This is a genomic window from Gelidibacter sediminis (assembly GCF_004364975.1).
GTDB classification, from domain to species: Bacteria; Bacteroidota; Bacteroidia; order Flavobacteriales; family Flavobacteriaceae; genus Gelidibacter; species Gelidibacter sediminis.
This window is the reverse complement of record NZ_SOBW01000009.1, coordinates 132,518-158,653: the sequence shown is the minus strand read 5'-3', so window position 1 is coordinate 158,653 and position 26,136 is coordinate 132,518. Positions and strand designations below refer to the sequence as shown.

The 26,136-nt window shown below is 37.2% G+C and carries 24 protein-coding genes and 1 tRNA gene; 14 read left to right on the top strand and 11 right to left on the bottom strand.

The features are described from left to right. Nucleotides 1-3: 3 nt before the first annotated feature. The gene (gene ku / locus BXY82_RS13650) at nucleotides 4-777 is read right to left on the bottom strand and encodes a non-homologous end joining protein Ku (protein WP_133758794.1); all 774 of its coding nucleotides are present in this window, start codon (nucleotides 775-777) and stop codon (nucleotides 4-6) included. Nucleotides 778-1,209: 432 nt separating this feature from the next. Between ku and BXY82_RS13645 the strand changes: the two genes are divergently transcribed. The 6 genes from BXY82_RS13645 (at nucleotide 1,210) to BXY82_RS13620 (ending at nucleotide 6,319) form a co-directional block, all read left to right on the top strand. After that, nucleotides 1,210-1,294, top strand: a tRNA-Leu gene (locus BXY82_RS13645). A 131-nt stretch (nucleotides 1,295-1,425) separates the two neighbouring features. Further along, nucleotides 1,426-2,328: a MerR family transcriptional regulator gene (locus BXY82_RS13640; protein WP_133758793.1), complete on the top strand. Its 903-nt coding sequence runs from the start codon at nucleotides 1,426-1,428 to the stop codon at nucleotides 2,326-2,328. A 45-nt stretch (nucleotides 2,329-2,373) separates the two neighbouring features. Next, a complete protein-coding gene (locus tag BXY82_RS13635) occupies nucleotides 2,374-3,861 on the top strand; it encodes a phytoene desaturase family protein (protein ID WP_133758792.1) in 1,488 nt (495 codons plus the stop codon). Further along, nucleotides 3,845-4,684: a phytoene/squalene synthase family protein gene (locus BXY82_RS13630; RefSeq protein WP_133758791.1), complete on the top strand. Its 840-nt coding sequence runs from the start codon at nucleotides 3,845-3,847 to the stop codon at nucleotides 4,682-4,684. The genes BXY82_RS13635 and BXY82_RS13630 overlap by 17 nt, the downstream gene beginning before the upstream one ends. An 8-nt stretch (nucleotides 4,685-4,692) precedes the next feature. Beyond that, a complete protein-coding gene (locus BXY82_RS13625) occupies nucleotides 4,693-5,142 on the top strand; it encodes a sterol desaturase family protein (RefSeq protein WP_133758790.1) in 450 nt (149 codons plus the stop codon). A gap of 19 nt (nucleotides 5,143-5,161) precedes the next feature. Beyond that, complete coding sequence (locus tag BXY82_RS13620; protein WP_243835846.1) at nucleotides 5,162-6,319, top strand: lycopene cyclase family protein; 1,158 nt, start codon at nucleotides 5,162-5,164, stop codon at nucleotides 6,317-6,319. On the opposite strand, the gene BXY82_RS13615 is transcribed toward BXY82_RS13620, so the two are convergent. From BXY82_RS13615 to BXY82_RS13585, 7 genes are all read right to left on the bottom strand, one after another. Then, nucleotides 6,305-6,871: a TlpA family protein disulfide reductase gene (locus BXY82_RS13615; RefSeq protein WP_133758789.1), complete on the bottom strand. Its 567-nt coding sequence runs from the start codon at nucleotides 6,869-6,871 to the stop codon at nucleotides 6,305-6,307. The genes BXY82_RS13620 and BXY82_RS13615 overlap by 15 nt on opposite strands. Before the next feature lie 66 nt (nucleotides 6,872-6,937). Next, nucleotides 6,938-9,202 carry an aconitate hydratase gene (locus BXY82_RS13610; RefSeq protein WP_133758788.1) on the bottom strand — a complete coding sequence of 755 codons (2,265 nt, stop codon included), beginning with the start codon at nucleotides 9,200-9,202 and terminating at the stop codon, nucleotides 6,938-6,940. A gap of 240 nt (nucleotides 9,203-9,442) precedes the next feature. Beyond that, a complete protein-coding gene (locus tag BXY82_RS13605) occupies nucleotides 9,443-10,552 on the bottom strand; it encodes an acyltransferase family protein (protein ID WP_133758787.1) in 1,110 nt (369 codons plus the stop codon). Between the two features lie 40 nt (nucleotides 10,553-10,592). Then, nucleotides 10,593-11,546, bottom strand: a complete 954-nt coding sequence (locus BXY82_RS13600) for an AAA family ATPase (protein ID WP_133758786.1) — start codon at nucleotides 11,544-11,546, stop codon at nucleotides 10,593-10,595. 4 nt (nucleotides 11,547-11,550) lie between these two features. Continuing rightward, nucleotides 11,551-13,002 (bottom strand): peptidylprolyl isomerase, encoded by a 1,452-nt coding sequence (locus tag BXY82_RS13595; RefSeq protein WP_133758785.1) that lies wholly within the window; start codon nucleotides 13,000-13,002, stop codon nucleotides 11,551-11,553. Then, nucleotides 12,965-13,834, bottom strand: a complete 870-nt coding sequence (locus BXY82_RS13590) for a peptidyl-prolyl cis-trans isomerase (protein WP_243835845.1) — start codon at nucleotides 13,832-13,834, stop codon at nucleotides 12,965-12,967. The genes BXY82_RS13595 and BXY82_RS13590 overlap by 38 nt, the downstream gene beginning before the upstream one ends. After that, nucleotides 13,831-15,780, bottom strand: a complete 1,950-nt coding sequence (locus tag BXY82_RS13585; protein WP_133758784.1) for a peptidylprolyl isomerase — start codon at nucleotides 15,778-15,780, stop codon at nucleotides 13,831-13,833. Before BXY82_RS13585 ends, BXY82_RS13590 begins: the two co-directional genes overlap by 4 nt. Before the next feature lie 421 nt (nucleotides 15,781-16,201). Between BXY82_RS13585 and BXY82_RS13580 the strand changes: the two genes are divergently transcribed. Together BXY82_RS13580 and BXY82_RS13575 are read left to right on the top strand one after the other, a co-directional pair. After that, entirely contained in the window at nucleotides 16,202-16,582 is a 381-nt protein-coding gene (locus BXY82_RS13580; protein WP_243835844.1) for an SRPBCC family protein, read from the top strand. After that, complete coding sequence (locus BXY82_RS13575) at nucleotides 16,575-16,814, top strand: hypothetical protein (RefSeq protein ID WP_133758782.1); 240 nt, start codon at nucleotides 16,575-16,577, stop codon at nucleotides 16,812-16,814. Before BXY82_RS13580 ends, BXY82_RS13575 begins: the two co-directional genes overlap by 8 nt. Before the next feature lie 335 nt (nucleotides 16,815-17,149). Here BXY82_RS13575 and BXY82_RS13570 read toward each other — a convergent pair whose 3' ends face one another. Continuing rightward, the gene (locus tag BXY82_RS13570; protein WP_133758781.1) at nucleotides 17,150-18,082 is read right to left on the bottom strand and encodes a peptidylprolyl isomerase; all 933 of its coding nucleotides are present in this window, start codon (nucleotides 18,080-18,082) and stop codon (nucleotides 17,150-17,152) included. A gap of 222 nt (nucleotides 18,083-18,304) precedes the next feature. Here BXY82_RS13570 and azu point away from each other — a divergent pair, with 222 nt between their 5' ends. After that, entirely contained in the window at nucleotides 18,305-18,817 is a 513-nt protein-coding gene (gene azu, locus BXY82_RS13565) for an azurin (protein ID WP_133758780.1), read from the top strand. Nucleotides 18,818-18,948: 131 nt separating this feature from the next. Here azu and BXY82_RS13560 read toward each other — a convergent pair whose 3' ends face one another. After that, the gene (locus BXY82_RS13560) at nucleotides 18,949-19,950 is read right to left on the bottom strand and encodes a lipoate--protein ligase (RefSeq protein ID WP_133758779.1); all 1,002 of its coding nucleotides are present in this window, start codon (nucleotides 19,948-19,950) and stop codon (nucleotides 18,949-18,951) included. A gap of 202 nt (nucleotides 19,951-20,152) precedes the next feature. Between BXY82_RS13560 and BXY82_RS13555 the strand changes: the two genes are divergently transcribed. Beyond that, nucleotides 20,153-20,671 carry a hypothetical protein gene (locus BXY82_RS13555; protein ID WP_133758778.1) on the top strand — a complete coding sequence of 173 codons (519 nt, stop codon included), beginning with the start codon at nucleotides 20,153-20,155 and terminating at the stop codon, nucleotides 20,669-20,671. Nucleotides 20,672-20,800: 129 nt separating this feature from the next. On the opposite strand, the gene recQ is transcribed toward BXY82_RS13555, so the two are convergent. After that, complete coding sequence (gene recQ, locus BXY82_RS13550; protein ID WP_133758777.1) at nucleotides 20,801-23,002, bottom strand: DNA helicase RecQ; 2,202 nt, start codon at nucleotides 23,000-23,002, stop codon at nucleotides 20,801-20,803. Nucleotides 23,003-23,116: 114 nt separating this feature from the next. Between recQ and BXY82_RS13545 the strand changes: the two genes are divergently transcribed. The 4 genes from BXY82_RS13545 to lptB are packed head-to-tail and all read left to right on the top strand — an operon-like array spanning nucleotide 23,117 to nucleotide 26,011. Continuing rightward, entirely contained in the window at nucleotides 23,117-24,055 is a 939-nt protein-coding gene (locus BXY82_RS13545; RefSeq protein WP_394345933.1) for a KpsF/GutQ family sugar-phosphate isomerase, read from the top strand. After that, complete coding sequence (gene tatC / locus BXY82_RS13540; protein WP_133758775.1) at nucleotides 24,055-24,879, top strand: twin-arginine translocase subunit TatC; 825 nt, start codon at nucleotides 24,055-24,057, stop codon at nucleotides 24,877-24,879. The genes BXY82_RS13545 and tatC overlap by 1 nt, the downstream gene beginning before the upstream one ends. Next, complete coding sequence (locus BXY82_RS13535; RefSeq protein WP_133758774.1) at nucleotides 24,872-25,222, top strand: carboxymuconolactone decarboxylase family protein; 351 nt, start codon at nucleotides 24,872-24,874, stop codon at nucleotides 25,220-25,222. The genes tatC and BXY82_RS13535 overlap by 8 nt, the downstream gene beginning before the upstream one ends. Before the next feature lie 48 nt (nucleotides 25,223-25,270). After that, nucleotides 25,271-26,011, top strand: coding sequence for an LPS export ABC transporter ATP-binding protein (gene lptB, locus BXY82_RS13530; RefSeq protein ID WP_133758773.1), 741 nt, complete (start codon nucleotides 25,271-25,273; stop codon nucleotides 26,009-26,011). Nucleotides 26,012-26,136 lie beyond the last annotated feature (125 nt).

Genomic DNA, 26,136 nt, shown 5'->3' with positions numbered 1-26,136 from the left:
AATTTATGAGGCTTTCTTTTTGCGTTGGTCCAAACTTGCTTTTAATTTGGCCATTAAATCTTTGGCTGCAGTTGGCTCACTCTTTGTTTTTTCAACCTTTACTTTTTTGCCTGAAGCTTTAGACTCAATAATTTTGAGCAATTGGCTATTGTAAACATCTTTGTATTTTTTGAAATTAAATTTTTCGGTGTAATTTTCAATCAAGTCCTCGGCCATGGCAATTTCCTTGTCTGAAGTTTTGGTTTTCGGAATTTTCACTTCCTTCGGATCGCGAATTTCTTCGGCGAATCGAATAACGTGCAAAACAATTACATTTTTATAAACCCCAATCAGCGATAGATTTTCTTTTTGACGCATCACGAAGGTGGCAACACCTAACTTACCGGTTTTCTTGAGAGCGTCCCGCAATAAGTTATAAGCCTTACCCCCTTCTTTTTGAGGTTCGAGATAATAGGGATTTTTAAACAGCATATCTGCCACTTCAGTCTCTTCTACAAATTCCTCTATGTCAATAGTCTTACTTTTCTTGACATTCGCATTTTCAAAGTCCTCTTTCTCCAAAATGACGTATGCATCGTCCTTTTTAAACCCTTTCACGATATCCTTCCATTCTACCTCCTCTCCGGTTTCTTCATTTACCCTTTTATACCTAATGCGTGCATGATCATGTTTATCGAGCATGTCCAAATCTAAGTTTCGACTTTCAGAAGCCGAATACATTTTAATGGGTATTGATACAAGGCCAAAACTTACGGTGCCGTTCCAAACTGATTTCATAGTATTAATTTTAAATAAATAGTAAGTGCAAATGCGTTTTGTTTCTATTATGCACTCCGCAGATGATTCTTCCACACGGTGCATCCATTTTTTTGCGATAGAATTTAACACTTCCTATTTTGGCGAATGATTGCAATGCATATTTTTTGTAGCGTAATCACGAGTTGCACTAAATTCAACAATATCAATTACCAAACCTTATAGTACAAAGTGTTAAGATTGAGCACCCAAACCTCAACTATGACATTATAGAAAGAATAAAGTCAGAAATAAACCCGATTTACTAAAAAGTAAATTAAAAATTTCCAAATTAAAATATTTGATTTTTTATATTTGCAGCGCTAAAGTCCTAGAAGATTTGTTTTGGATACCAACCAAGACCTCAAAATTGAATACTATTATCAATTTGAGCTCATAAGACTTATATATTATGCGCACGTGGCGGAATTGGTAGACGCGCCAGCTTGAGGGGCTGGTGATCGCTTAGATCGTGGAAGTTCGAGTCTTCTCGTGCGCACTATTATGCAGATTTAGTACTTCACCTCTGCCGCTTTCATCCTTATTTATCCCATCACTAGTTTAAATTATAATTTCTTCAACAAGTTGTCATAAAATAATGTAATTTTGTTTCATATTTTTTATAAAAGAATGAACAATATTAAGACCATATTCAGTATAAAGGATTTAGAACACCTTACAGGAATAAAGGCACACACCATCAGAATTTGGGAAAAGCGTTATCAATTGCTCGAACCGGAACGTACAGATACCAACATCAGATTCTACAATTTAGACCATTTAAAAAAATTATTGAACATCAGTTTCCTTAATAATAATGGTCACAAAATTTCAAAAATAGCTTCCCTATCTACTCAGGACATCCACCTACAAGTGCGGGAATTGGCCAGTAAGGGACATCTTGAAAATCATGCCATCAACACTTTTAAATTGGCCATGTTGGATTTTGATCAGGAGCTGTTCAATAAAACCTACAACGCACTGATCAAAACAAAATCATTATCTGAGGTTTTTTATGAATTATTTTTACCCTTGCTTTCAGAAATTGGTACACTATGGCAAACGGACACCATTACCCCTGCCCATGAACATTTCATTTCGTCGCTCATTCGTCAAAAGATTTTGATCAATACGGAAATGCTACAAGCGCAAAACGAGATTGAACACAACAATGCTTTTGTGCTATTTTTACCAGACAATGAAATTCACGAAATTGGGTTGATGTTTGTTCATTATAAATTGGTAGCAAAAGGCCATCGTTCCATCTTTTTAGGATCAAGCGTCCCTATTAGTAGCTTAACTGATATTTTACCTTATTACAAGGATATAACGTTTCTATCCTATTTCACAATAAAACCAGTAAAAGAAGAATTGGCTTCCTATTTGGCCGAATTTGAGTCTGAACTCTTGAACGGGAACAACAATCAATTATGGGTACTTGGGCAGATGACCCAATACATTGATTCCCAAAACCTGCCAACCTCCATCACTACTTTTAAAACTATTGGCAATTTAGTAGCCACAATTTCATAAAATTAAATTGTTTTTTGTTTAACTTTTTAATACATTTGTTAAACAATGAAAAACAACACTGCTATTATTGGTTCTGGTTTCTCTGCACTCTCTGCTGCCTGCTATCTTGCGAAAGACGGCTACAAGGTGACCATTTTTGAAAAAAATAAAACGATTGGTGGTCGCGCCAGACAACTTAAAAAAGAAGGATTTACTTTTGATATCGGTCCAACCTGGTATTGGATGCCCGACGTGTTTGAACGTTTTTTTGCCGATTTTGGGAAAAAGCCTTCTGATTACTATCAGCTCGATAAATTGAGTCCCGCCTATAGTGTTTATTTCGGCAAGGACGATTATATCACCATTGCAGATACATTAGAAAAAATTTGTCAAACCTTCGAACAGGAAGAACCAGGAAGTTCGTTAAAACTTAGAAAATTTATCGACAATGCGCAGCACAATTATGAAGTTGCCATAAAAGATTTGGTGTACAGACCGGGTGTAACGCCTTTTGAGTTGATGACGCCTGTGACCATTAAAAAATTAGATCAATTTTTTAGCACCATTAAAAAAGATGTGCGTAAGGAGTTTAAAAATGAACGCTTGGCAAAAATTTTAGAATTTCCCGTCCTCTTTTTAGGCGCTAAACCAGATAACACACCATCCTTCTATAGTTTTATGAATTATGCCGATTTCGGAATTGGCACCTTTCATCCTAAAAAAGGAATGTATCAAGTCATTCTAGCTATGGAACAATTAGCACTTAGTCTAGGTGTTACCATTAAAACTGAACAATCAGTTGATAAGATAAGTGTGTCTAATGAAAACGTGACGAGCATTACAGCAAATGGCGAAACTCTTCCTTTTGATATTGTATTGAGCGGTGCCGATTATCATCACACCGAAACCTTGCTCGATGCCACCCATCGCCAATACTCTGAAACGTATTGGGAAAAGAAAGTGTTCGCGCCCTCTTCGCTCTTATTTTATGTGGGTTTTAACAGGAAATTAAACAATGTGAACCATCATACACTATTTTTTGATGTCGATTTTGAAGTGCACGCCAAAGAAATATACGATACACCACAATGGCCCAAGGATCCTTTATTTTACGCCAGTTTCCCTTCGCTTACTGATCAAACGGTGGCACCTGAAGGTCAGGAGGCGGGAATTTTCTTGATTCCACTGGCTCCCGGATTAGAGGATACTCCAGCATTGAGAACCCTTTATTTTGACAAGATTATCGCTAGGTTTGAAAACTTAACTTCGCAAAGTGTCCGAAAAAATATTATATTTAAAGAGTCATTCTGCGTCAATGACTTTATTCAAGATTACAATTCTTATAAAGGCAACGCCTACGGAATGGCAAACACCCTGTTCCAAACCGCTTTTTTAAGACCTAAATTAAAAAGTAAAAAAGTAAAGAATCTCTATTTTACGGGACAATTAACCGTACCAGGACCGGGAGTACCCCCTTCGCTCATTTCTGGTAAATTGGTTTCAGAGCTTATTAAGAAACATCATACCCTCAAAAATTATGAAACAGCTATTTGATACCGTTTCCCATCGATGTAGTAAGGCCGTGACCAACTCTTACAGCACGTCATTTTCTCTTGCCACCAAAATGTTGGCCAATAGTATACGTCAGGATATTTACAATATCTATGGTTTTGTACGTTTTGCTGATGAGATTGTCGATTCCTTTCATGACTATAATAAGCAATCCCTGTTTAACCGTTTTGAGGAAGATTTAGAATTGGCATTGGAGCAAAAAATCAGTTTGAACCCCATTCTGAATGCCTTTCAGGAAACGTATCACAAGTTCAATATTGACAAGCATCTTGTAGATTCTTTTATGGAAAGCATGCGCTTGGATTTACACAAAAGCGACTATTTAACGGAAGCCGATTATAAAATGTACATCTACGGCTCAGCTGATGTGGTAGGCTTAATGTGTTTAAAGGTATTTGTAAAAGGCGATCATGCCCAATACGAGGTTCTCAAAGAAAGCGCAATGAGTTTAGGTTCCGCCTTTCAGAAGGTCAACTTTTTACGTGATCTGAAAGCTGATTATGAAGATTTAAGTCGCACCTATTTTCCGAATACCAATTTGAACCATTTGGATGAAATGTCTAAAAAAGCTATCATTGATGATATTGAACATGATTTTGCTTTGGGACTAAAAGGTATCAAGGAATTGCCAATTGAAGCCAAATTCGGTGTGTTTATGGCTTACAGATATTATAACCAACTCCTCAAGAAATTGAGAAACACCCCAGCGTTGGACATTAAATCGACCAGAATTAGGGTTCCCAACTATAAAAAGTTTGAACTTTTAACCCGAAGTTACGTCAAATACCAACTCAATTTAATGTAAATTTAGACATGCAAATTTTTCTCTGGATACTGATATTTTTTGGCACTTTTGCCATCATGGAATTTAATGCGTGGTTTACCCATAAGTACATCATGCATGGCTTTTTATGGAGCCTTCATAAGGATCATCACCATAAAGATCACAAAAGTTGGTTTGAGCGCAATGATGCCTTTTTTATTTTCTATGCGGTTATCAGCATGATCTGTTTCTATTTGTGGAGCTATGAAAACATTTGGTACTGTCTGCCATTAGGACTTGGCATCTTAGCTTACGGCATCGCTTATTTTACAGTGCACGACATCTTTATACACCAACGCTTTAAAATATTCAGAAACGCTAATAATTGGTACGCCAAAGGCGTGCGACGCGCCCATAAGATGCACCATAAACATTTAGGTAAGGACGATGGGGAATGCTTTGGGATGTTGGTAGTGCCATTTAAATATTTCAAAAAATAAACAGTTTAGGCAGGTTATCATGATGCAAGACAAATTGTCTTTTGATTATATTATCATTGGAAATGGTCTTGCTGGGTTGCAATTGGCTCTACAACTTGCCAAAGACCCGTTTTTCAAATCGCACACTATTGGACTCATTGATCCTTCCCCAAAAGATAGTAATGATAAAACCTGGAGTTTTTGGGAAATAGGGGCCGGCCAATGGGATGCCATTGTTGAACAAACTTGGCATACGGCAAAATTTAAATCGTCTGAAATATCTTTAGAAATTCCGCTTCAAGAATACTGTTACAAAACCATAAGATCGCTAGAATTTTATGAGGCTTCGAAAACCCAACTATCAAAGCATTCCAATATTAAATTTATAGAAGATACGGTAGCAGAAATTCAAGAAGGCACAACTGCTAAAGTCATTGGACAAAAACAGAGCTATTCTGCAACTCATATTTTTGACAGCAGGGTTCCAAAAGAATTTTATACGGCGACTGATGAGCACACCCTGATACACCAACATTTTAAAGGTTGGATTATTGAAACCGATACCCCGCGTTTCAATCCGTTAGCTTTTACCATGATGGATTACAGATTTCAGTATAAAAATTCGACGAGCTTTATTTATCTGCTTCCTTTTTCTGAAACAAAAGCGCTCGTGGAATATACCTTTTTCACTCCGTTTACTGTAGCATCGGATATTTACGATGCATTTTTAAAGCGCTATCTTTTAGAAGAACATAATCTTGAAAATTATAGAATTATTGAAACTGAAGTGGGCAATATCCCGATGACGGATTTCCTTTTCTGGAAGTATCACACTAATAGCGTCACTAAAATTGGTACCGGTGCCGGTTGGGTTAAAGGCTCTACGGGCTACTCCTTTAAGCATACCGAAAAAAACGTAGCCAAGCTGATTGCCAATATTAAGGCTGGCCATGCACCATCACACAAGCTATTCAAAAGGAAATATAAATTTTACGACAAGATATTTCTAAAAGTGCTCCACGATGAAAACGAAAAAGGCGTATGGATTTTTGAACGCTTCTATTCGAAAAACTCCATCCAAACCATGTTTCGGTTTTTAGATGAAGAAACTACTTTTATAGAAGATCTGGCCATTATGAAATCCTTATTCTCCATGGCGTTTATCAAGGCTTTTTTTAAAGTGCTATTCAAGTTTTAAAAGCTCATCCAACAAACCCCTTACTTTTTTACTATTCCAATCTGCAGCCCCTGTTTTATCAATCAAAATATGTCCTTGCTGATCGATGACGAAGGTTCTCGGAATAGCTGAAGTTTCCAACTGTACTGGATTTGCAGTAATTGAAGCATGCACTAAAAAATCGTAGTCATTTTTCTGCTTAAATTTTGAAATGACCTCTTGCTGTTCGTTAGACACAAAAAGAAACACCATATCATCTTTATAATCTTGATAGAGCTTTTCCATACTTGGCATTTCTGCAATACAGGGCGGACACCAGGTTGCCCAAAAATTGATAAAAACCACTTTCCCTTTAGCCTCATTAAAATCGTAGCGCATACCGTGTTCATCTACCAATTGCCAATTGTAATCTTTTAAAGTGATGCGGTCTTCTTCATCCACAATAGACGGACTAAACATGGCCAATCCCTTTTGTAAAAACACTTGAATAGGTTGTCGCGTTTGCGGAATGATCATGATCAAAATGATACCCAAAAAAATAATATTGTTACGCTGACTCTTTGAAATTTTCATAGCCTTAAAATAAAAAAACTCCCGATGGCTATCAGGAGTTTTTTAAAAATTATTTATGGTCTCAAATTAAGACGCATTCTCTTTTTTAATCAAGTTTAAAGCAGATCCTTCATTATACCAATCAATCTGAGATTGGTTATAAGTATGATTTGCAACGATGATATCTTTTGTTCCATCAGCGTGTACAAACTCTAATGTTAAAGGCTTCTCTGGAGAGAATTGATCTAAATCTAAGAAATTGATAGTATCATCTTCTTGGATTAAATCATAATCACTTTCATTAGCAAAAGTCAATCCTAACATCCCTTGTTTCTTCAAGTTTGTTTCATGGATACGAGCAAATGATTTTACCAATACTGCCGCAACACCTAAATGTCTTGGCTCCATTGCCGCGTGCTCACGAGAAGAACCTTCACCGTAGTTATGATCTCCCACAACTATAGAATAGATGCCTTTAGCTTTGTAATCTCTTGCAACGTCAGGAACGCCACCATATTCACCTGTTAATTGATTTTTAACGAAGTTGGTTTTCATTCCGAAAGCGTTAACCGCTCCAATAAGCATATTGTTAGAAATATTATCTAAATGCCCTCTATAACGTAACCAAGGTCCCGCCATAGAAATATGGTCAGTTGTACATTTACCAAATGCTTTAATCAATAGTTTAGCTCCTTTAATAGAGTTTCCTATTGGCTCAAATGGTGTCAATAATTGCAAACGTTCAGAAGTTGGGCTCACAGATACATCTACTTTACTTCCATCTTCAACTGGCTCAACATAACCTGCATCTTCAACATCAAATCCTTTTGGTGGCAATTCAATACCTTGTGGTGCATCCAATTTCACTTCTTCACCATCTTCATTGATCAATGTATCATTCATCGGATCAAAATCCAAACGACCAGAAATTGCAATGGCAGCTACCATTTCTGGAGAACCTACAAAAGCATGGGTATTTGGGTTTCCATCAGCACGTTTTGAGAAGTTACGGTTAAACGAGTGTACAATTGTATTTTTTTCTTCACCTTTTAAATCACTTCTATCCCACTGACCGATACATGGTCCGCAAGCATTGGTGAATATAGTGGCATTTAAATCTTCAAAAACTTTCAAAATACCGTCGCGCTCTGCTGTATAGCGGATTTGCTCAGAACCTGGGTTAATCCCAAAATCTGATTTTGCGACAATTTTTTTATCTACGGCCTGCTTGGCAATAGACGCTGCACGTGTTAAATCTTCATAAGAAGAGTTGGTACAAGATCCGATTAATCCCCAATCTACTTTAATTGGCCATCCTTTTTCTCTCGCAAGTTTACCAAGTTCTCCAACTGGAGTTGCTAAATCTGGCGTAAAAGGACCATTTAAATGCGGACGTAAGGCATCTAAATCAATTTCAATAACTTGGTCGAAATATTGTTCTGGATTTTCGTAAACTTCAGGATCTCCAGTAAGATATTCACGGATTTTGTTAGCTTCATCAGCAATCTCAGAACGGTCAGTGGCTCTTAAGAAGCGCTCCATAGAATCGTCATAACCAAAAGTTGAAGTCGTGGCTCCAATTTCAGCACCCATATTACAAATGGTACCTTTTCCTGTACAAGATAGGTTTTTAGCACCTGGGCCAAAGTATTCTACAATGGCACCAGTTCCACCTTTTACAGTGAGGATTCCAGCCACTTTTAAGATCACATCTTTAGAGGCGGTCCATCCGTTAAGGCTTCCTGTTAATTTAACACCGATAAGCTTAGGGAATTTCAACTCCCAAGCCATTCCTGCCATCACATCAACAGCATCTGCACCACCAACACCAATTGCTACCATTCCTAATCCACCTGCGTTAACAGTGTGAGAATCCGTACCAATCATCATTCCGCCAGGGAATGCATAATTTTCCAATACAACTTGGTGAATGATACCTGCGCCTGGTTTCCAGAAACCAATACCGTATTTATTAGATACTGACGCTAAAAAGTCAAAAACCTCACTACTTGTTTCATTAGCACGCTTTAAATCTGGCGCAGCACCTTGTTTTGCTTGAATCAAATGGTCGCAGTGTACCGTGGTGGGTACTGCAACCTTAGGTTTACCAGCTTGCATAAACTGCAACAAAGCCATTTGAGCCGTAGCATCTTGACATGCAATTCTATCTGGGGCAAAATCCACATAATCCTTGCCTCTTGTATAAGCTTTTGTAGGTTCTCCATCCCATAAATGGGTATATAAAATCTTTTCAGATAAGGTTAGAGGTTTACCAACTATTTGACGCGCTTTATCCACACGTTCAGGCATAGTTTTGTAAACTTTTTTAATCATGTCAATATCAAATGCCATAGAGTATATTTTAAGGTTGTTGTTTATTTAGTTCTCGAGGTCTCGAGGAGTGCAAATTTACAAAATTTAGAAGACTTTTGAAAATAAGTAACCATATCAAAAAAAGCCTTGCATATTATTCAATAAATGCTGATTATTTAAGCAAAATACAAGTCTATTTATAATAATGCGATATGTAAAATACTAAATTAATAATTTTTAGATTGGCCAACAACCCAAAAACAGTTGAGAAAATCAAATTCAACGAATGTTTCTATCCCGATAATCTAAAATTGGTTTTTCAAAATAATTATAAATCAGATTGGAAATACCAATGGTCATTCCCAAATAGACCACACTCAACACTAGCTTTAAGGCCAGTGCAGCCGTTTCAAGATCAATTAAATAATGGATGCATAAAAGAATAGCTGAAAAATTAACCAAGTAAATGGCGTAAGAACGTGTGCTCACGAAATAAACGAGTGGATTAAAACCAGCGCTTCGTTTCATATGTACTGCAAAGGGAAACGCTAATGCGCAACTAAGCGAGATCAATGGCAAATATAAAAACACGAAAAATCCGGGATGCAATTCTGGCTGCAAATTTAACATAAAGATGCTCAGGTGGACTGCTAAAAATGTCAGTCCACCCAAGACTAGCGCCTTGAATTTATGTCGTTTGAAAAAGTCCATTTTTTGCCGCATGACATACACAAGTAAGAACCCAAAGTAAATAGAATCCAACCTATAAATAACCACCTTTCTAAACATTCCGCTCCAGTTCTTATACGTTAATATTTCAGTGTTCAGATAGAACTGATATTTAAGTAAAAAGGCCACAAAAACCACACTTAAGGTGGTATATAAAAAGACCAATTTACCATTTGTTCTAAAAACGGCCAGCACACAAAACATTAATAAGGGCAATACTAAATAAGCATATTCCTCAATAGACAAACTCCAAGATTCTGTGAAAAATTCAGATTGGGGATGCGCGAAATTTTGGGTAAAGACAAAAAAGGAACCTATATCTATTGGCAATTCTTTAGTAAAAAGATGATAGATGGCAATGTTTACCAGAAGCATTAAAAAGTAATTGGGCAGTGTTCGCCACCACCGCCGTTTCCAAAAAGTAATCAAATCAGGAAACCTGGTGCGATCATTTTCAATACCTTTTAACAAAATGCCACCAATAAGAAAACCACTCAACACAAAAAACAAGTCGACACCTACAGCCCCTAACGTTCTAATCATTAAAATGATTGGGTGATCAGACTCCTGGACAAATACATAAGTTAAATGGGAAACAACAACTAACGTAATGGCTATGGCTCTCAATAAGTCTAAACCAAAATTACGCTCTTTTTGCATTTTTGAGTATTCGTGTTATGCGGTTATTCTTAAACTAGCATTAGAACAAACTCTCAATAATTTGCTCATCGGAGACACCTTCAGCTTCTGCCTTGTAGTTTTTAATAATTCGATGGCGAAGGATGCCTTTAGATACCGCCTGAACATCTTCAATATCAGGTGAGAATTTTCCACGTATTGCTGCATGGGTCTTCGCCGCCAATATCAAATTTTGCGAAGCTCGTGGACCTGCACCCCAGTCTACAAACTCTTTCACCAAATTGGACGCTGTGTCTTCATTAGGCCGAGTTTTACCTACCATGGTTACCGCATATTCTATGACATTATCGGCAACCGGGATACGACGGATTAAATTCTGAAAATCGGTAATTTCTTGAGCGGTAAATAACGGATTGACCGTCGTTTTGATATCGGTTGTAGTCGCTTTAACCACTTGTACTTCTTCAGCAAAAGATGGATAGGCTAAGGTTATGGCAAACATAAACCGATCCAACTGCGCTTCTGGTAATGGGTACGTTCCCTCCTGTTCAATAGGGTTTTGGGTGGCCAATACAAAATAAGGTAAGTTTAATTGGTAATGGTGTCCTGCAACGGTAACAGCACGTTCTTGCATGGCCTCTAACAAAGCAGCTTGGGTTTTAGGAGGCGTCCTGTTGATTTCATCGGCCAAAATAATATTGCCAAAAATGGGACCTTTAATAAATTTAAACTGTCTATTTTCGTCTAATATCTCACTCCCCAAGATGTCACTGGGCATCAAATCAGGTGTAAATTGAATGCGCTTAAAGTCGAGCCCCAGTGCTTGTGCAATGGTATTGACCATTAATGTTTTTGCCAATCCGGGAACGCCAATTAAAAGTGCATGTCCGCCTGAGAAAATAGAAATCAAGATTTGGTTAACCACATCATCCTGTCCTACAATTACTTTGGCTACTTCACTTTTTAAGGCTTTGTATTTTTTTACAAAGTGTTCTACGGCAGCAACGTCTGACATATCTTTATTCCTTTTTTAACCAATTACTTTGGAAGTCACAATTTCTATAATCGCCATTAATATTGATATATGTGTCCATGATTTTCTCATTCACCCATTTCTCTATAGCTTTAAACTGTTTGTCCTGTTCTGTTAAATTTTTAATTTTCAGATAATCCTTAGCAAAATCAGCCTCATGTTCATCAATACGATCTGTAACTGTCATGATTTTAAACTTGATAGGGTTGACACGATCTTCATCCTGTAGAACAGGTGTAATTTCATTGTCTTTTAAACTCTGAATTTGGGTGTAAAGCTCCGGATCCATTTTTGTCAACTCAAAATTGTAATCTTGGGTTCTCGGATTTATCAACTGTCCACCATCATTTCGGGTTTCCTCTTCATCACTGAACTCTCTAGCCGCCTGTGCAAACGTTATTTCTTTATCAACAATACGCTTACGCACCAACTCAATCTTTTCTTTCGCCTCTTTAATTGCTTTTGTAGTCACTTCTGGACGTAGCAAAATATGGCGTACATCGTATTCTTGACCTCTAATTTTTTCCAAGTAAATAATATGGTATCCAAAATCAGTCTCAAACGGATCGGAAATTTCACCTTCCTGCATTGAGAAGGCCACATCTCTAAATTCTTTAACCATTTGCGGACGTTTTCTGTTTAAAGTATACAATCCACCCGTTTTACGAGAAGCAACATCATCTGTATACAAAACCACTTTTGATGTAAAACTTGCACCGCGCTCTACAACGTCAGCCTTAAATTCATTTAATCTATCAATAACCTTTTGCTTTTCAGCCTGCGCAATTTTAGGAATGACTACAATTTGGGCTACCTTTAATTCGGTACCAAAAAATGGACGTTCTTCCTTAGGAATATCGTTAAAATATTGCCTCACTTCTTCAGGAGTTACCTCAATATCCTCAACAATTTTCTCTTTCATTCGCGCTGCAAGCTGCTGACTCTTATTGATTTCAAACATTTCATCGCGTAAGCTTTGCTCAGAATCCTTATTGTAGAACTTTAGCATTTTATCTAAATTTCCGTCCATCTGTTCCAAAATATAACTGAATTGTTGATCAATTTGAGAGCGGACTTCCAAATCATTCACCACGATACTATCCTGGATGGCATGATGAGCATATAATTTATCTTCCAAAAGTTTACCAAACAATTGGCAGCGGGTAGGCAAATCTGACTTAGATACCCCAGACGCTTCCAATTGCGCAAATTGCTTATCGAGATCAGAATCCAAAACAATATAATCGCCCACAACAGCCACTACTCCGTCAATTTTGACACGTTTTTGAGTAGAAGTTTCTTGTGCGATTTCTGTTTTGACTATGGAATCTTGGATGACTTCTTGAGCAGAACTAAATGTATAGGTTACTAGAACAGCTAATGTTAGGGCGAACCTCAGTTTAGTTGTAAATTTCAAATTGGTTGTTTTTAATGGCATCTCTTGTGATATCTTTTTCGAATTGCTTGATGAGTTCTAATTTTCTACGATTGATTATGATTTGTTTTACCGTCGGTTTAACATATTCTAATGGTGCATAATCGTTTTGTTGTAGGACCTCATTAATTTGGATCAAATATAGTCCTATTGAATCTTTGAGCTGTATAAAATTAGATTTTTTTAACAGTTCTTTTTTGTTATCAGCATTCACCACAGGGATTTTCTGAACCACATGTGCCACCTTAATCCAGATGGTATCATTTAAGGAATACGATTTGAATTGGACATGTAAAGAATCTAGATAACGCTTGTCTTTGGTATTGAATCTCTTAAAACGCTTTTCAATTTCGTCCCTGTTAATAGCATTTTGCGGCAAATTGATATACCTCAATTTTACCAATTCTTCATTAAGCTTGAACGATTCTTTGTTATTTTCATACACTTTTTGGGCCTCAGACAAGGTGACCGAAGTGTCAATATTGCGCTTTACCAAAGCTTCAATATAAGCCTTGGTATAGAGATCATTTTGGTATTGTGTAACCAGTTTCTGATATTCCTCCTGCAGCTCTTCTGGCAGATTCCTTTTAGCACCATCCACCAATAACAATTGCGTTGCCCAACGGGTTATATAGCCATTTACTAATAGTGTACTATCTTCTACAGATGTGCCTTCTACAACCAAATCTTCAACATCTTCTTCGTAAAGATAGTTATCTCCAACTCGGGCAATGGGGATCCTGTCATCCGTCTGTCTGAAAAAATCGCAGGACATCAGAAAACAACTTACCAAGACTATTAAAACAGTGCTTTTAATCAATTTATTATTTTTCATTTTGTGGCGTTCAGCTGTGCTTTCACCTGTTGCAATACATCGGTATTTACAGTAACCTGATAGCGTTCCTGAAGCTGTTTCAACCAGTTGGCTTCTAAAACATTTTGATAATCACTAATTACTTTTCCTTTGGCCTCATCAAAAGTTTTAGCCGTTTGTGGGAGCATTTTATTAACCTTAACCAAATGATAGGCATCATTGTAAAAATAGACTTTGGAAAGCCCTTTCTGCAGCTTTACGCCTTTTGGAAAACCGTGATAATCTAATGGTTTAATACTTTCGGTAAAGATAACTTTCTGCTCTGAGTCCGTATTTAATTGAGCGTTAATATCTGTATATGCCATACCTTGCGTCCACAGTTTCTCCACGGTTTTAATATTATTTTTTTTAGCTGAAGTTGCAATAACCACTTCTACGCGATCTTCCCAAAAATAGGAATCTTTATGCGTATTATAATGATGTTTCAATCCTACCGTATCTAAAGCTGCAGCATTCCAAACTTCTTGCTCCATCAAGTCAAATAGCAATAATCCATCTCTATATTCTTTGAGAATAAACCCAAATTCTTCATTCTCAAATTCTAAATGTTCTTTATGATACGCAATGATCGCGTCTTCCTCAAACCCTGTGTATTCCTTTTCAATAACGGTTTTAAAAGGCATAGTTTTACCGGCATATACCTGCTGGATCTTTAGTAAATGATTACCAAAATCTTCATATCTGAGCGTGTCTCTCTCTATAATGACCAAAGTCGATTCTTTATCAAAATGATCAGGTAGCGCCCAAGATCTTGAGAAAAAGTCAGGATTTAAAATGGACGTAAAATAAGTTTTCGCATTTGGGTTAAGGACCACCTTATAGGTATTGCGTAAATCATTTGCCAAGGTTGTATTGATCAGTTTAGAACGGGAGTCGCGCTTTATTTTATTTTCAATTTCAATTTTAGCATCCTCAAAACTTGGGGTTCCTTTTTTATCCAATAACTTCACAATATGCCAACCGTAATTGGTTTTAAAAGGTTTAGAGACCTCTCCAATGGTAGACAAGTTAAAAGCTACAGCTTCAAATTCAGGCGAACTTAACTGTCCTCCAGTAAAAGGCGACAACTCACCTCCTTGATTTGCTGAACTTTTATCGTCAGAGAATTGTTTTGCTAAAGATTCAAAGGGTTCGCCTTGCTTAACCTTTCTATAAATCTCATCAATCCGGGTTTCAGCGTCCACAACCGTATCAGTGTTTGATGTATTGACCATAATGTGGGCAACGGTCACCTCCCCTAGACTAGGCCGTTTATCTTCAACCTTTACAATATGATATCCAAATGGCGTTCTAAAAGGCATAGATACATCTCCAACCTTAGTAGTATACGCCGCATTTTCAAATTCATATACCATCTTAAAAGCTGAGAAATAACCTAAATGTTCAGCAAAAACTGTTTGCCCATCATGGACATCGGTTTTTACCTTATCAAAGCCTTCAGTCTGGACGCGGTCTCTAAGATTTTCTAACTCCTGATAAACTTTTAAGGTGTCAGTTTCATTCTCATCCAATCGTATTAAAATATGCGAAGCTTTTACATCGTACTTCATTCGATTATATGCTTCCTTGATCAAAGCTTCGGTGACTCTAGAATCTGAAACATAATTTTTGACCAGTTGCGCCTTGTAATTGCCAAATTCTTTAAGATAGCTAGCCTTTTTGTGCAAACCAAGACGTTTAGCTTCTTTAAGTTTCAATTGGTAATTAATAAACAGTTTGAGGTATCCATCAATATCTTTTTGTGAATCATCTTTTACCAAGTCTAAATTCTTGTTGTAAACCCTTATAAATTCTGTTGCACGTATTGGATCACCATCAACCGTAATGAGCACATCTGATGAAGACATTTGTGCTGTAGCCATCGTAGTTATAAACCAAAACAACAGTAAACTAACATATAATTTCATGTACGCTATTGATATCGTTAAATTAAGATACGCTATTCTTTTCAATTCATTAAAGAACAACCTCAACTTTTTAATAGAAAACTCAGTTGGTGATGGCTGCAAAAATAATATAATTAGCGTATTATACAAGTTGCTTTTTCAAACGGTTGATATTCAATTTTAGTATTTTATATCCCATTAAACTAACATCTTAAAATGCGAACAAGGTATTGCCCACTTTTGTGATACTGTACATTTGAAGGCTAATAAAACCACTGAACAGTATTTTTTAACTGTTGAACTTTGAGATGCGCACCCAATCAGCTATCCATTGTATATTTATGGAACTGACCATTTGATAGTTATCATGAAATATAGATGCGACATTATAATAAAAGTACCGTTGCGCACATGTGTTGAAACGTTTCTCAATTCAGAAAACATGAAACATTGGCAACGCGGCCTACAATCTATGGAACACGTTTCAGGGACTCCAGGGGAGTTTGGAGCAAAAATGAAATTGCATTATGAGCTAGGGAAACGCCAAATGGTGCTGCTTGAAACTATAACACATAAACGCATCCCGCACGAATGGCATGCCATTTACAGCACTGAGGGCATGGATAATATTCAAGAAAACTATTTTGAGGCGACACCAGAAAACCATACACAGTGGATAAGCATCAACGAATTTCTTCCACTCAGCTTTATGACCCGGTTAATGATCCTGCTCATGCCTAAAACTTTCAAAAAGCAGTCTTTGCAATACATGAAAGATTTTAAGACCTTTGTTGAAAACGGAACTTCAGTAGCACATGCGTAAACTAAAATTAATATGGGATTTTAAAGGTCCTGATGGTCTTAAGATAGCAGAACATCACGCTAAACATTTACAGGAATTTGCAGAAATTGAAAATTATAAACATATGCCTATTGGATTTGAAGCGTTGACTGACGTACATGCCATTGCTTTTCTAATAATACCTGAAGATCAAATGAAACCTTTACGCGATGCCCTAAAACCACATCGAGGCCAGGTGTATAGTGAGGAATGAGGGGTTTGGAGTTAGAAGTTTGGAGTTAGAAGTTAGAATGAAGATTGAAAACTGAAGACTGAACACTGAACACTGAATACTGAATACTGAATACTGAATACTGAATACTGAATACTGAAGGCTGAAGAGTTAGAAGTTCAATTTGTAGTAATTATGTAAAATTAATTTTGATACGATTCTGATCTGAAATACAATTCTATTCTTTTTTCTCTATTCTCTTTTCTCTGTTCTATTCTCTCTGTTCTATTCTCTCTGTTATTCTCTCTGTTCAAAAAATTAAACAAAAAAAAAACGCAAGCCTAAGCATTGCGTTTTTTTTTTATCGTGACTGATCGTTATTTAACATCCATCAATTCCACATCAAAGACTAAAATAGCATTTGGAGGAATGACGCCGCCCGCGCCTTGAGCACCGTATCCTAGTTCGCTAGGAATAACCAATCGAGCCTTATCACCAACATTTAACAAACAGATGCCTTCATCCCATCCTGCAATAACCTGACCAACACCAACTTGAAAATCTAAAGGCTGTTTGCGTTTATATGACGAATCGAATACCGTGCCGTCAGCCAATTGGCCTTTATAATGCACAGAAACCATGTTGCCTTTCTCAGCTGCCTTACCATTGCCTTTTTGGAGAATTTGGTAACGCAAACCGCTATCGGTACGCTCAAAACCAGCTGCTAATTTATCAAGTTCAGCTTCATTCGCCTTGCGTGCTTCTGCCAAACGTTGTTCTCTTGAACCTTCAAAAGTTCTAAAAGCCTCAATGGCATTGAAGGCCTTAGCCTCATCCCCCTGTCTTACAATTTCCACAGCTTCAATAACATCTCCTTGTGCTACAGCATCTACTACATCTTGTCCTTCAACAACATGTCCAAATACCGTATGTTTATCATCTAACCAAGGCGTTGCAATATGAGTAATAAAGAATTGACTTCCGTTAGTTCCAGGCCCTGCATTAGCCATTGACAATACACCTGGTGCATCATGTCTCAAATCTTGATGAAACTCATCTTCAAATTTATATCCTGGATTTCCGGTACCTGTACCTAGAGGGCACCCGCCCTGAATCATAAAATCAGGAATAACGCGGTGAAACTTCAAACCATTATAATAAGGTTTGCCTTGTGGTTTTGCAGAGTTTTCTAAATCTCCTTCTGCTAAAGCCACAAAATTTCCAACTGTACCTGGAGTTCTTTTGTATTCTAAATTCACTAAAATCTCACCTTTGTTGGTGATGAATTTCGCATATAAGCCGTCTTGCATTGTATTTTATTTTTATTTGAAGTTGCAAAGATACAAATTGATTGGTAAAAATTATTTTTGAATAGGGAATTACCTCAAAGAGGAATAAAATTTCACAAAACCTACTTAATTCGGACAATCCAGTCGTAAATATGTGAAAGAATTATGAGGAATGATTTTGCAATGCTGAAAATTGCCCTTAATTTTGTAGTTAACTTAGTAATAATCTTAAATTTAAGACCAATGAAAAAATTAATTTTAGTATTCTTAGCCGCCGTATCGTTTAGCTGTGGCGAGAGCAAAAAAGAGAATAAAACTGAAATGAATGCGGACACTCGAATTGAAGAGAAAGCAACACCTGTTGAAACTGCTGACGCCAAAGTAGCCGAAGTAACAATTGAAGGTAATGACCAGATGAAATTCAATAAGAGCATCATTCGCGTTAAGGCCGGACAAACTGTAAAACTTACATTAAAGCATGTTGGTAAAATGGAAAAAGCGGTTATGGGTCATAACTGGGCCTTATTAACAAAAGATGCTGATATGGCTACCGTAGGACAAGCTGCCGCAACTGCTGTGGACAACGATTATATTCCTGCTGATATGACTGATAAATTTATTGTTCACACTAAAATGCTTGGTGGCGGCGAGAGCGAAACTATAGAATTTGAAGCGCCTGAACCCGGAACATATATCTTTATGTGTACTTTCCCTGGCCACTATGCCTTAATGCAAGGTAAGTTTATAGTTGAATAATTAAAATTATACTTTAAAGCCCTTTTTATGGGCCATAAAAAATGTCAGTTTCAAATGAAACTGACATTTTTTTTGTCCTAAATACGATTGGGTAGACCTTGTTTCGTATAAAACTCAATTCATTCCTCTATTTACGCATCTTCTCCATAGACCAAATCAATAAATTCTGCTTTATTGACCTCTCCAAAATAATCCTTTAAATCAACAGGTTTCAAGGCTGCAGTAATATCAACATAGTCATAGCGCACTCCTGTGAGTAATTGTTCTAAATGCGCTACAGGCTCTTTGCCAAAAAAATCGCCGTAAATTCTAAAATCAGTAATATAACCTTTCTCTACAAAAATTCTGAGATCAATTTCACCTATCTGAAACCGTTTGCTCCTACGGATGTTAAATTTTGGAGAACGCCCATAGTTCCAATCCCAAGTGTCATATTTTTCTGCCTTTAATTGGTGAACGGCGCTCCACTCTTCTAAAGTCAGTTGATAGGTTTGAAAGGGTTCGCTTTCATCATATAAGCCTTCCAAAACCAACTGACGAAACGCCTCAATGGTTAAGGGCGTTTTCAAAAATTCGGAAATATTGGCGACACGGCTTCTCACTGATTTATGACCTTTAGATTGAATCTTACTCATTTTAACATTCAATGCTTTAGCAACTTCATTTAAATCAGTATCCAACAATAAAGTACCATGACTCACCATGCGCTTGCCCGTAGAAAATTGAGCAGTACCTGATATTTTTCTATCGTCCACTTCAATGTCATTTCTACCCTTCAATTCGGCATTAAGCCCCAAGCTATTGAGCACCTTGATAACGGGCGCCGTAAATTTCTTAAAGTTACTCAAGCTTTTTGCATCATGATTGGTGATAAAACTGAAATTTAAATTGCCATAATCGTGGTATACCGCACCACCTCCAGAAATACGTCTAACAATATGAATGTCATTTTCTTCCACATAGCTGTAATTAATCTCTTCTAGAGTGTTTTGATTACGACCAATAATAATGGATGGTTCATTGACGTAGAACAGTAAATAATCCTGATCAGCGCTAAAATGCCTCAATACATATTCTTCTAAGGCTAAATTTAACTTCGGATTGGTATGGCCATCGTTTTCAATAAAAATCATAAGGCTTTCGAGTTTTAAACAAATATAAATAATTGCGGCACGAAAACAGCCCATTTACAAGTAGTAATTACTGCTAGTAGAGCCTTGAAATTTTGTAGTTTAAACTCTCGTTCTCTATAGCGCTTTCTTATAATTATAAAAAAACCGATCTTTGGTTTTTCAGATTTATAAGTTTAGTTTTACCAAAATTGAACATAAATCCATGAAATTTTCCATTAATAAGCTTCGATCTGCTTTTAGCAACTCCAAAACAACAAATGATTCCGTGGCAGCATCCTACGTTGATGACATTATTAAAGATGTAGAAGGGGTGCCATTTGCAATTTCTGATACTAATGTAATGTACGCCGGACTGAGTGAGTTAGCGGGGTATCACTATTTTAAAACCATCATTATTGGCACATTGCAACTAAAAACTTTTAAAGGTGCGACATTGATAATAAATGGTTCCGACTACAAATTAGAGTTAAAATCTGACATGGAAGAACTGGAATCTGAAGCGACTATTGGATCTGATCGTCGCCTTACCAGAATTGATTTTGAAATTGATAAAGACGCTATTTCTAAAATTTCAAGGGAGAGTGTTCAAAGCATTGAATTCAGCGCCAAAAAAAACCATCTAACCTTTTCTATTATTGAAGGAGGTTATGACGAAGGCCTTTCTACAGCTGGATTGTTAGAAGACGCCAATGATATTGATGAACCCGCTAAGGATCATTAATATTTTAATTCAGAAAATGTATAGGATGATCTACCATTAGAGACAAGTACGATTAATAGAAATTAAAGCTTTCAATATTGAAAAACACCCTTACACGTCATAATTGCGGAAGACCTTTATAACTCCTAATTAATTTGCGACTTCGCTTATAAATTTAATGCGATACAAGCGCAATTCCTCGTCATCATAATCGCCATCAAACTCATCAATTGCGACATCAATTTTATCAGTTTCAGATTCCATGAAATAGTCGTGAATTTCCTCCTGCTGGTCATCATCGAGAATATCATCAATCCAATAATTGATGTTCAATTTCGTACCAGAATAGACAATGGCTTCCAATTCCTTAATAAAGTCTTTCATAGACATTCCCTTTGCAGATGCAATATCATCTAAAGGCAATTTCCGATCGATATTCTGAATGATATAAAGCTTTAAAGCCGAATTGGTACCGGTACTCTTAACAACTAAATCATCAGGTCTTACAATATCATTATCTTCAACATATTGTGCTATCAAGTTTAAAAAGTCTGGTCCATATTTTTTCGCCTTACCATCACCAACGCCATGTACATTACTCAATTCTTCCAATGTCACAGGATATTTCAGCGCCATATCCTCAAGTGAAGGATCTTGAAAAATTACAAAAGGCGGCACCCCCAATTTCTTGGCATTACGTTTTCTGAGGTCTTTTAACATGGCCATTAAACGTTCATCGGCTACACCACCCTCACCTTTGGCTGCCGTAATGATACTGTCATCAGTGGCAATGTCAAACACATGATCTTCAGACATCATAAAAGATTTTGGCTTTTTCAGGAATTCTTTTCCCGCTTCAGTCAACCGGAGTACACCATAGGTTTCAATATCTTTTTTAAGCAATCCATCCACTAAAACCTGACGAATAAGTGCCATCCAATAGCGCTTATCTTTGTCTTGACCAATCCCGAAAAATGGTAAGGTATCTGTTTTGTGCGACGCAATCAAGGCATTTGATTTTCCTGTAATAACATGGACCAAGTCTTTAGACTTATACTTATCATTGGTTTGGGATACGGTTTGCAACAGTACCACCACATCGTCCTGCGCCTCGTGTAACTTTTTAGGAAACCGTACATTGTCATCCATATCACCTCCCTCACCAGTTTCCGTATCAAATTCTTCGCCAAAATAATGAAGGATAAATTTACGTCTAGACATAGAACTTTCTGCAAAAGCAACTACTTCCTGCAATAAGGCATGCCCTATCTCCTGTTCCGCTACAGGCTTACCAGACATGAATTTCTCCAATTTTTCTATATCCTTGTAGGCATAAAACGCCAAACAATGACCTTCGCCACCATCACGTCCCGCACGCCCAGTTTCTTGATAATAACTTTCAATACTTTTTGGAATATCATGGTGAATTACGAAGCGCACATCTGGTTTGTCTATTCCCATCCCAAAAGCAATGGTGGCCACCACCACATCTACATCTTCCATCAAAAACATGTCTTGATGTTTTACACGGGTTTTAGCGTCCAATCCTGCATGATAAGGAACCGCTTTAATACCGTTTACTTGCAGTACCTGTGCTAGCTCTTCCACGCGTTTACGACTCAAGCAATAGATAATGCCTGACTTACCCTCATTCTGTTTAACGAAACGTATAATGTCAGAATCGACATTTTTAGTCTTTGGTCGCACCTCATAATAGAGGTTTGGTCTATTAAACGACGCCTTAAAAGTATTGGCATCTGTGATGTCTAAACTTTTTAAAATATCTTCCTGCACTTTAGGAGTTGCTGTAGCGGTCAACCCTATAATGGGAATATTATCACCAATGCGTTTAATGATATGTCTGAGATTTCGGTATTCAGGTCTAAAATCGTGCCCCCATTCACTGATACAATGTGCTTCATCTACCGCCATAAAAGAGACGGTTACAGATCTTAAGAATTGCACATTTTCTTCCTTTGTTAAGGACTCTGGCGCAACATATAACAGTTTTGTAATGCCATTGGAAATATCTTCCTTAACCTGTTTTATTTCAGTTTTATTTAACGAGGAGTTTAACACATGGGCAACACCGTCATGTTGGGAGACCGCTCTAATGGCATCTACCTGATTCTTCATTAGGGCAATTAGCGGTGAAACAATAATTGCGGTACCTTCTTTTATTAAAGCAGGTAATTGGTAACATAATGACTTGCCACCACCGGTTGGCATGATTACGAAAGTATTATTTCCAGCAACTAAGCTTTTAATAACACCCTCCTGAAGACCTTTAAATTTCGAAAATCCAAAGTATTTTTTTAGTGATGCATGTAAGTCAATTTCTTCTTTGTTCATTAATCCCTATTAGTATTTTATATACATTTGCATAGGATTAAAGATACAATATTCTTTATATGCATCAAACCGAAAAATCAATAAATTTTGAATATTAAAAATTCTATTCTAAGTATGGCAAAAAAAACCATCAACTTAGAGAGCACAGCAATTTCCAATCTTGCCAATTTATTGAATGATGATTTTGCCAACGCTGTAGAGCTCATTTACAAATCGAAGGGAAGGGTTATTATTACAGGTATTGGAAAGAGCGCCATTATTGCCAATAAAATTGTAGCCACACTAAATTCAACAGGCACACCAGCCGTTTTTATGCATGCTGCAGATGCTATTCATGGCGATTTAGGACTCATCCTGCAGGATGATGTGGTCATTTGTATTTCAAAAAGTGGGAACACTCCTGAAATTAAGGTTTTAGTGCCATTGATAAAGAATGCAAAAAATAAAATGATTGCCATTACAGGTAATATTTCTTCCTTTTTAGGACAACAGGCTGACTATGTGTTAAATGCATATGTAGAGCAGGAAGCTTGCCCCAACAATCTGGCGCCCACTACAAGTACTACTGCCCAATTGGTTATTGGCGATGCATTGGCGGTTTGCCTCTTGGAACTCAGAGGCTTTTCCAGTACAGATTTTGCCAAATACCATCCTGGAGGTGCCCTTGGAAAGCGTTTGTATATGAGGGTAAGCGATTTATCCTCTATGAACCAAAAACCGCAGGTGGAAGCAGATACAAATGTCAAGCAAGTTATAGTTGAAATTTCTGAAAAGATGCTGGGGGTAACCGCAGTTGTGGAAGATGGGAAAATTATCGGAATTATAACAGATGGCGATTTAAGGCGGATGCTCACCAAAAGTGATGCCTTTATTCACCTGACCGCAAAAGACATTATGAGTACCAATCCAAAACGCATAGATGACAATGCCATGGCTGTAGATGCTAAGGATGTTATGGAAAGCAATGGAATTTCGCAACTATTAGTAGAACACGATGGGAAGTATGCTGGTGTAGTGCACATTCATGACCTCATTAAAGAAGGCATTATATAATGGCAAAAAGAAACATTAATGAGATGTCATTTTTAGACCATCTCGAAGATTTACGCTGGCATTTAATCCGCATCACCTTGAGCATTGTTATTGCTGGAGGGGTAGCATTCATATTTTCAAGATGGATTTTTGATGTGATCATTTTTGGTCCGAAAAGCATGGATTTCCCAACCTATAAGTACCTTTGTAAATTATCCACGTTTTTCAATATGGATTCTACATTCTGTGCAGAATCCTTTCCTTTTACCATTCAGAGTAGAACCATGAGTGGGCAATTTTCTGCCGATATTTGGACGTCTATTTATGCGGGATTTGTGATTGCCTTCCCGTACATTATTTACCAGTTGTGGCGCTTTATTAGCCCAGGTTTATTGGACAATGAGCGTCAGAGCTCGCGTGGTTTTATCATCATATCTTCATTATTATTCTTTTTAGGAGTACTTTTTGGGTATTACGTAATCACGCCATTATCTATAAATTTTCTAGGAACGTATTCCGTAAGTAGTGAGATTACCAATCAATTTGATATCAGTTCTTATATTAGTCTGGTACGTTCGTCTTCCATTGCTGCAGGATTGGTATTTGAGTTGCCAATCATTATCTATTTCCTAACCAAAGTAGGCTTAGTAACCCCTCAAGTTCTTAGAAAATATAGAAAATTTGCTCTTGTAGGCGTGCTGATTATTTCTGCGGTAATCACTCCACCAGACGTCGCCAGTCAGGTAATCGTCGCAATCCCAATCCTGATCTTATATCAAGTTAGTATTTATATCTCGGCCATTGTGGTCAGAAATCAAAAACGTAAAGCCAAGAAACATGTCTGACATTGTAAATGAATTCAATACCTATCGCACCAAAATGAACGAAAAAATTTTGGCCGATGATAACAACAAAATCATCAAGCGTATTTTTAATTTAGATACTAATGCCTACGCAGAAGGTGCTCTAGATGTAAAAACCAAAGAACTCTTAGGCTTGGTAGCTTCGGCTGTCCTGCGCTGTGATGATTGTATCAAATACCATTTAGAAACTAGCTACAAGCACGGCCTCACCAAAGCTGAAATCAATGAAGCATTAGGAATTGCTACGTTAGTTGGTGGTACCATTGTAGTACCACATTTGCGTAAAGCTTACGAATTTTGGGAAGCCTTAGAACAACACTCTTAGCATCTTCTAAAAAATAAAAATTGTAAGTTTGTTCAATAAATACATCAGATGAAGTTAAGTGCAACCAATTTAATGAAGTCCTACGGTGGGCGCCAAGTTGTAAAAAATGTCTCTTTAGAAGTCAATCAAGGAGAGATTGTAGGCTTGTTAGGCCCTAACGGTGCTGGAAAAACCACCTCATTTTATATGATTGTAGGCTTAATTAAACCTAACGGTGGAAAAATTCATTTAGACAATCAGGAAATTACTAAATTCCCAATGTACAAACGCGCACAACATGGCATTGGTTATTTAGCGCAAGAAGCTTCTGTATTTAGAAAGTTGAGTATTGAGGATAATATTTTGAGTGTGCTTCAAATGACAAAACTCTCTAAAAAGGAACAGCTGGACAAGATGGAGTCGTTAATTGAAGAATTTGGATTGGGACACATCAGAAAAAGTAGAGGCGATTTATTATCGGGGGGCGAACGTCGTCGTACGGAGATTGCAAGGGCACTAGCCACAAACCCTAACTTTATTTTATTGGATGAGCCGTTTGCAGGTGTAGACCCTGTGGCGGTTGAGGATATTCAGCGTATTGTTGCGCAACTGACCAAAAAGAATATTGGTATTCTTATTACTGATCATAATGTACAAGAAACCTTAGCCATAACAGACAGAACTTATTTGATGTTTGAAGGGAATATTTTAAAAGCCGGAAAACCTGAAGAATTGGCTGAAGATGAGATGGTCCGTAAAGTATATTTGGGTCAGAATTTCGAGCTGCGTAAGAAGAAAATCCTTTTTTAGAGCGTTAATTTACCTCACTCATGCGAAGTTTTAATTAGCTGAATTTTTCAACACACCCACACCTAAAACTCCTAAACTAATTTAGACACTAGTTAATACCATTCTGTTGTTGTAAGTAAATCAGC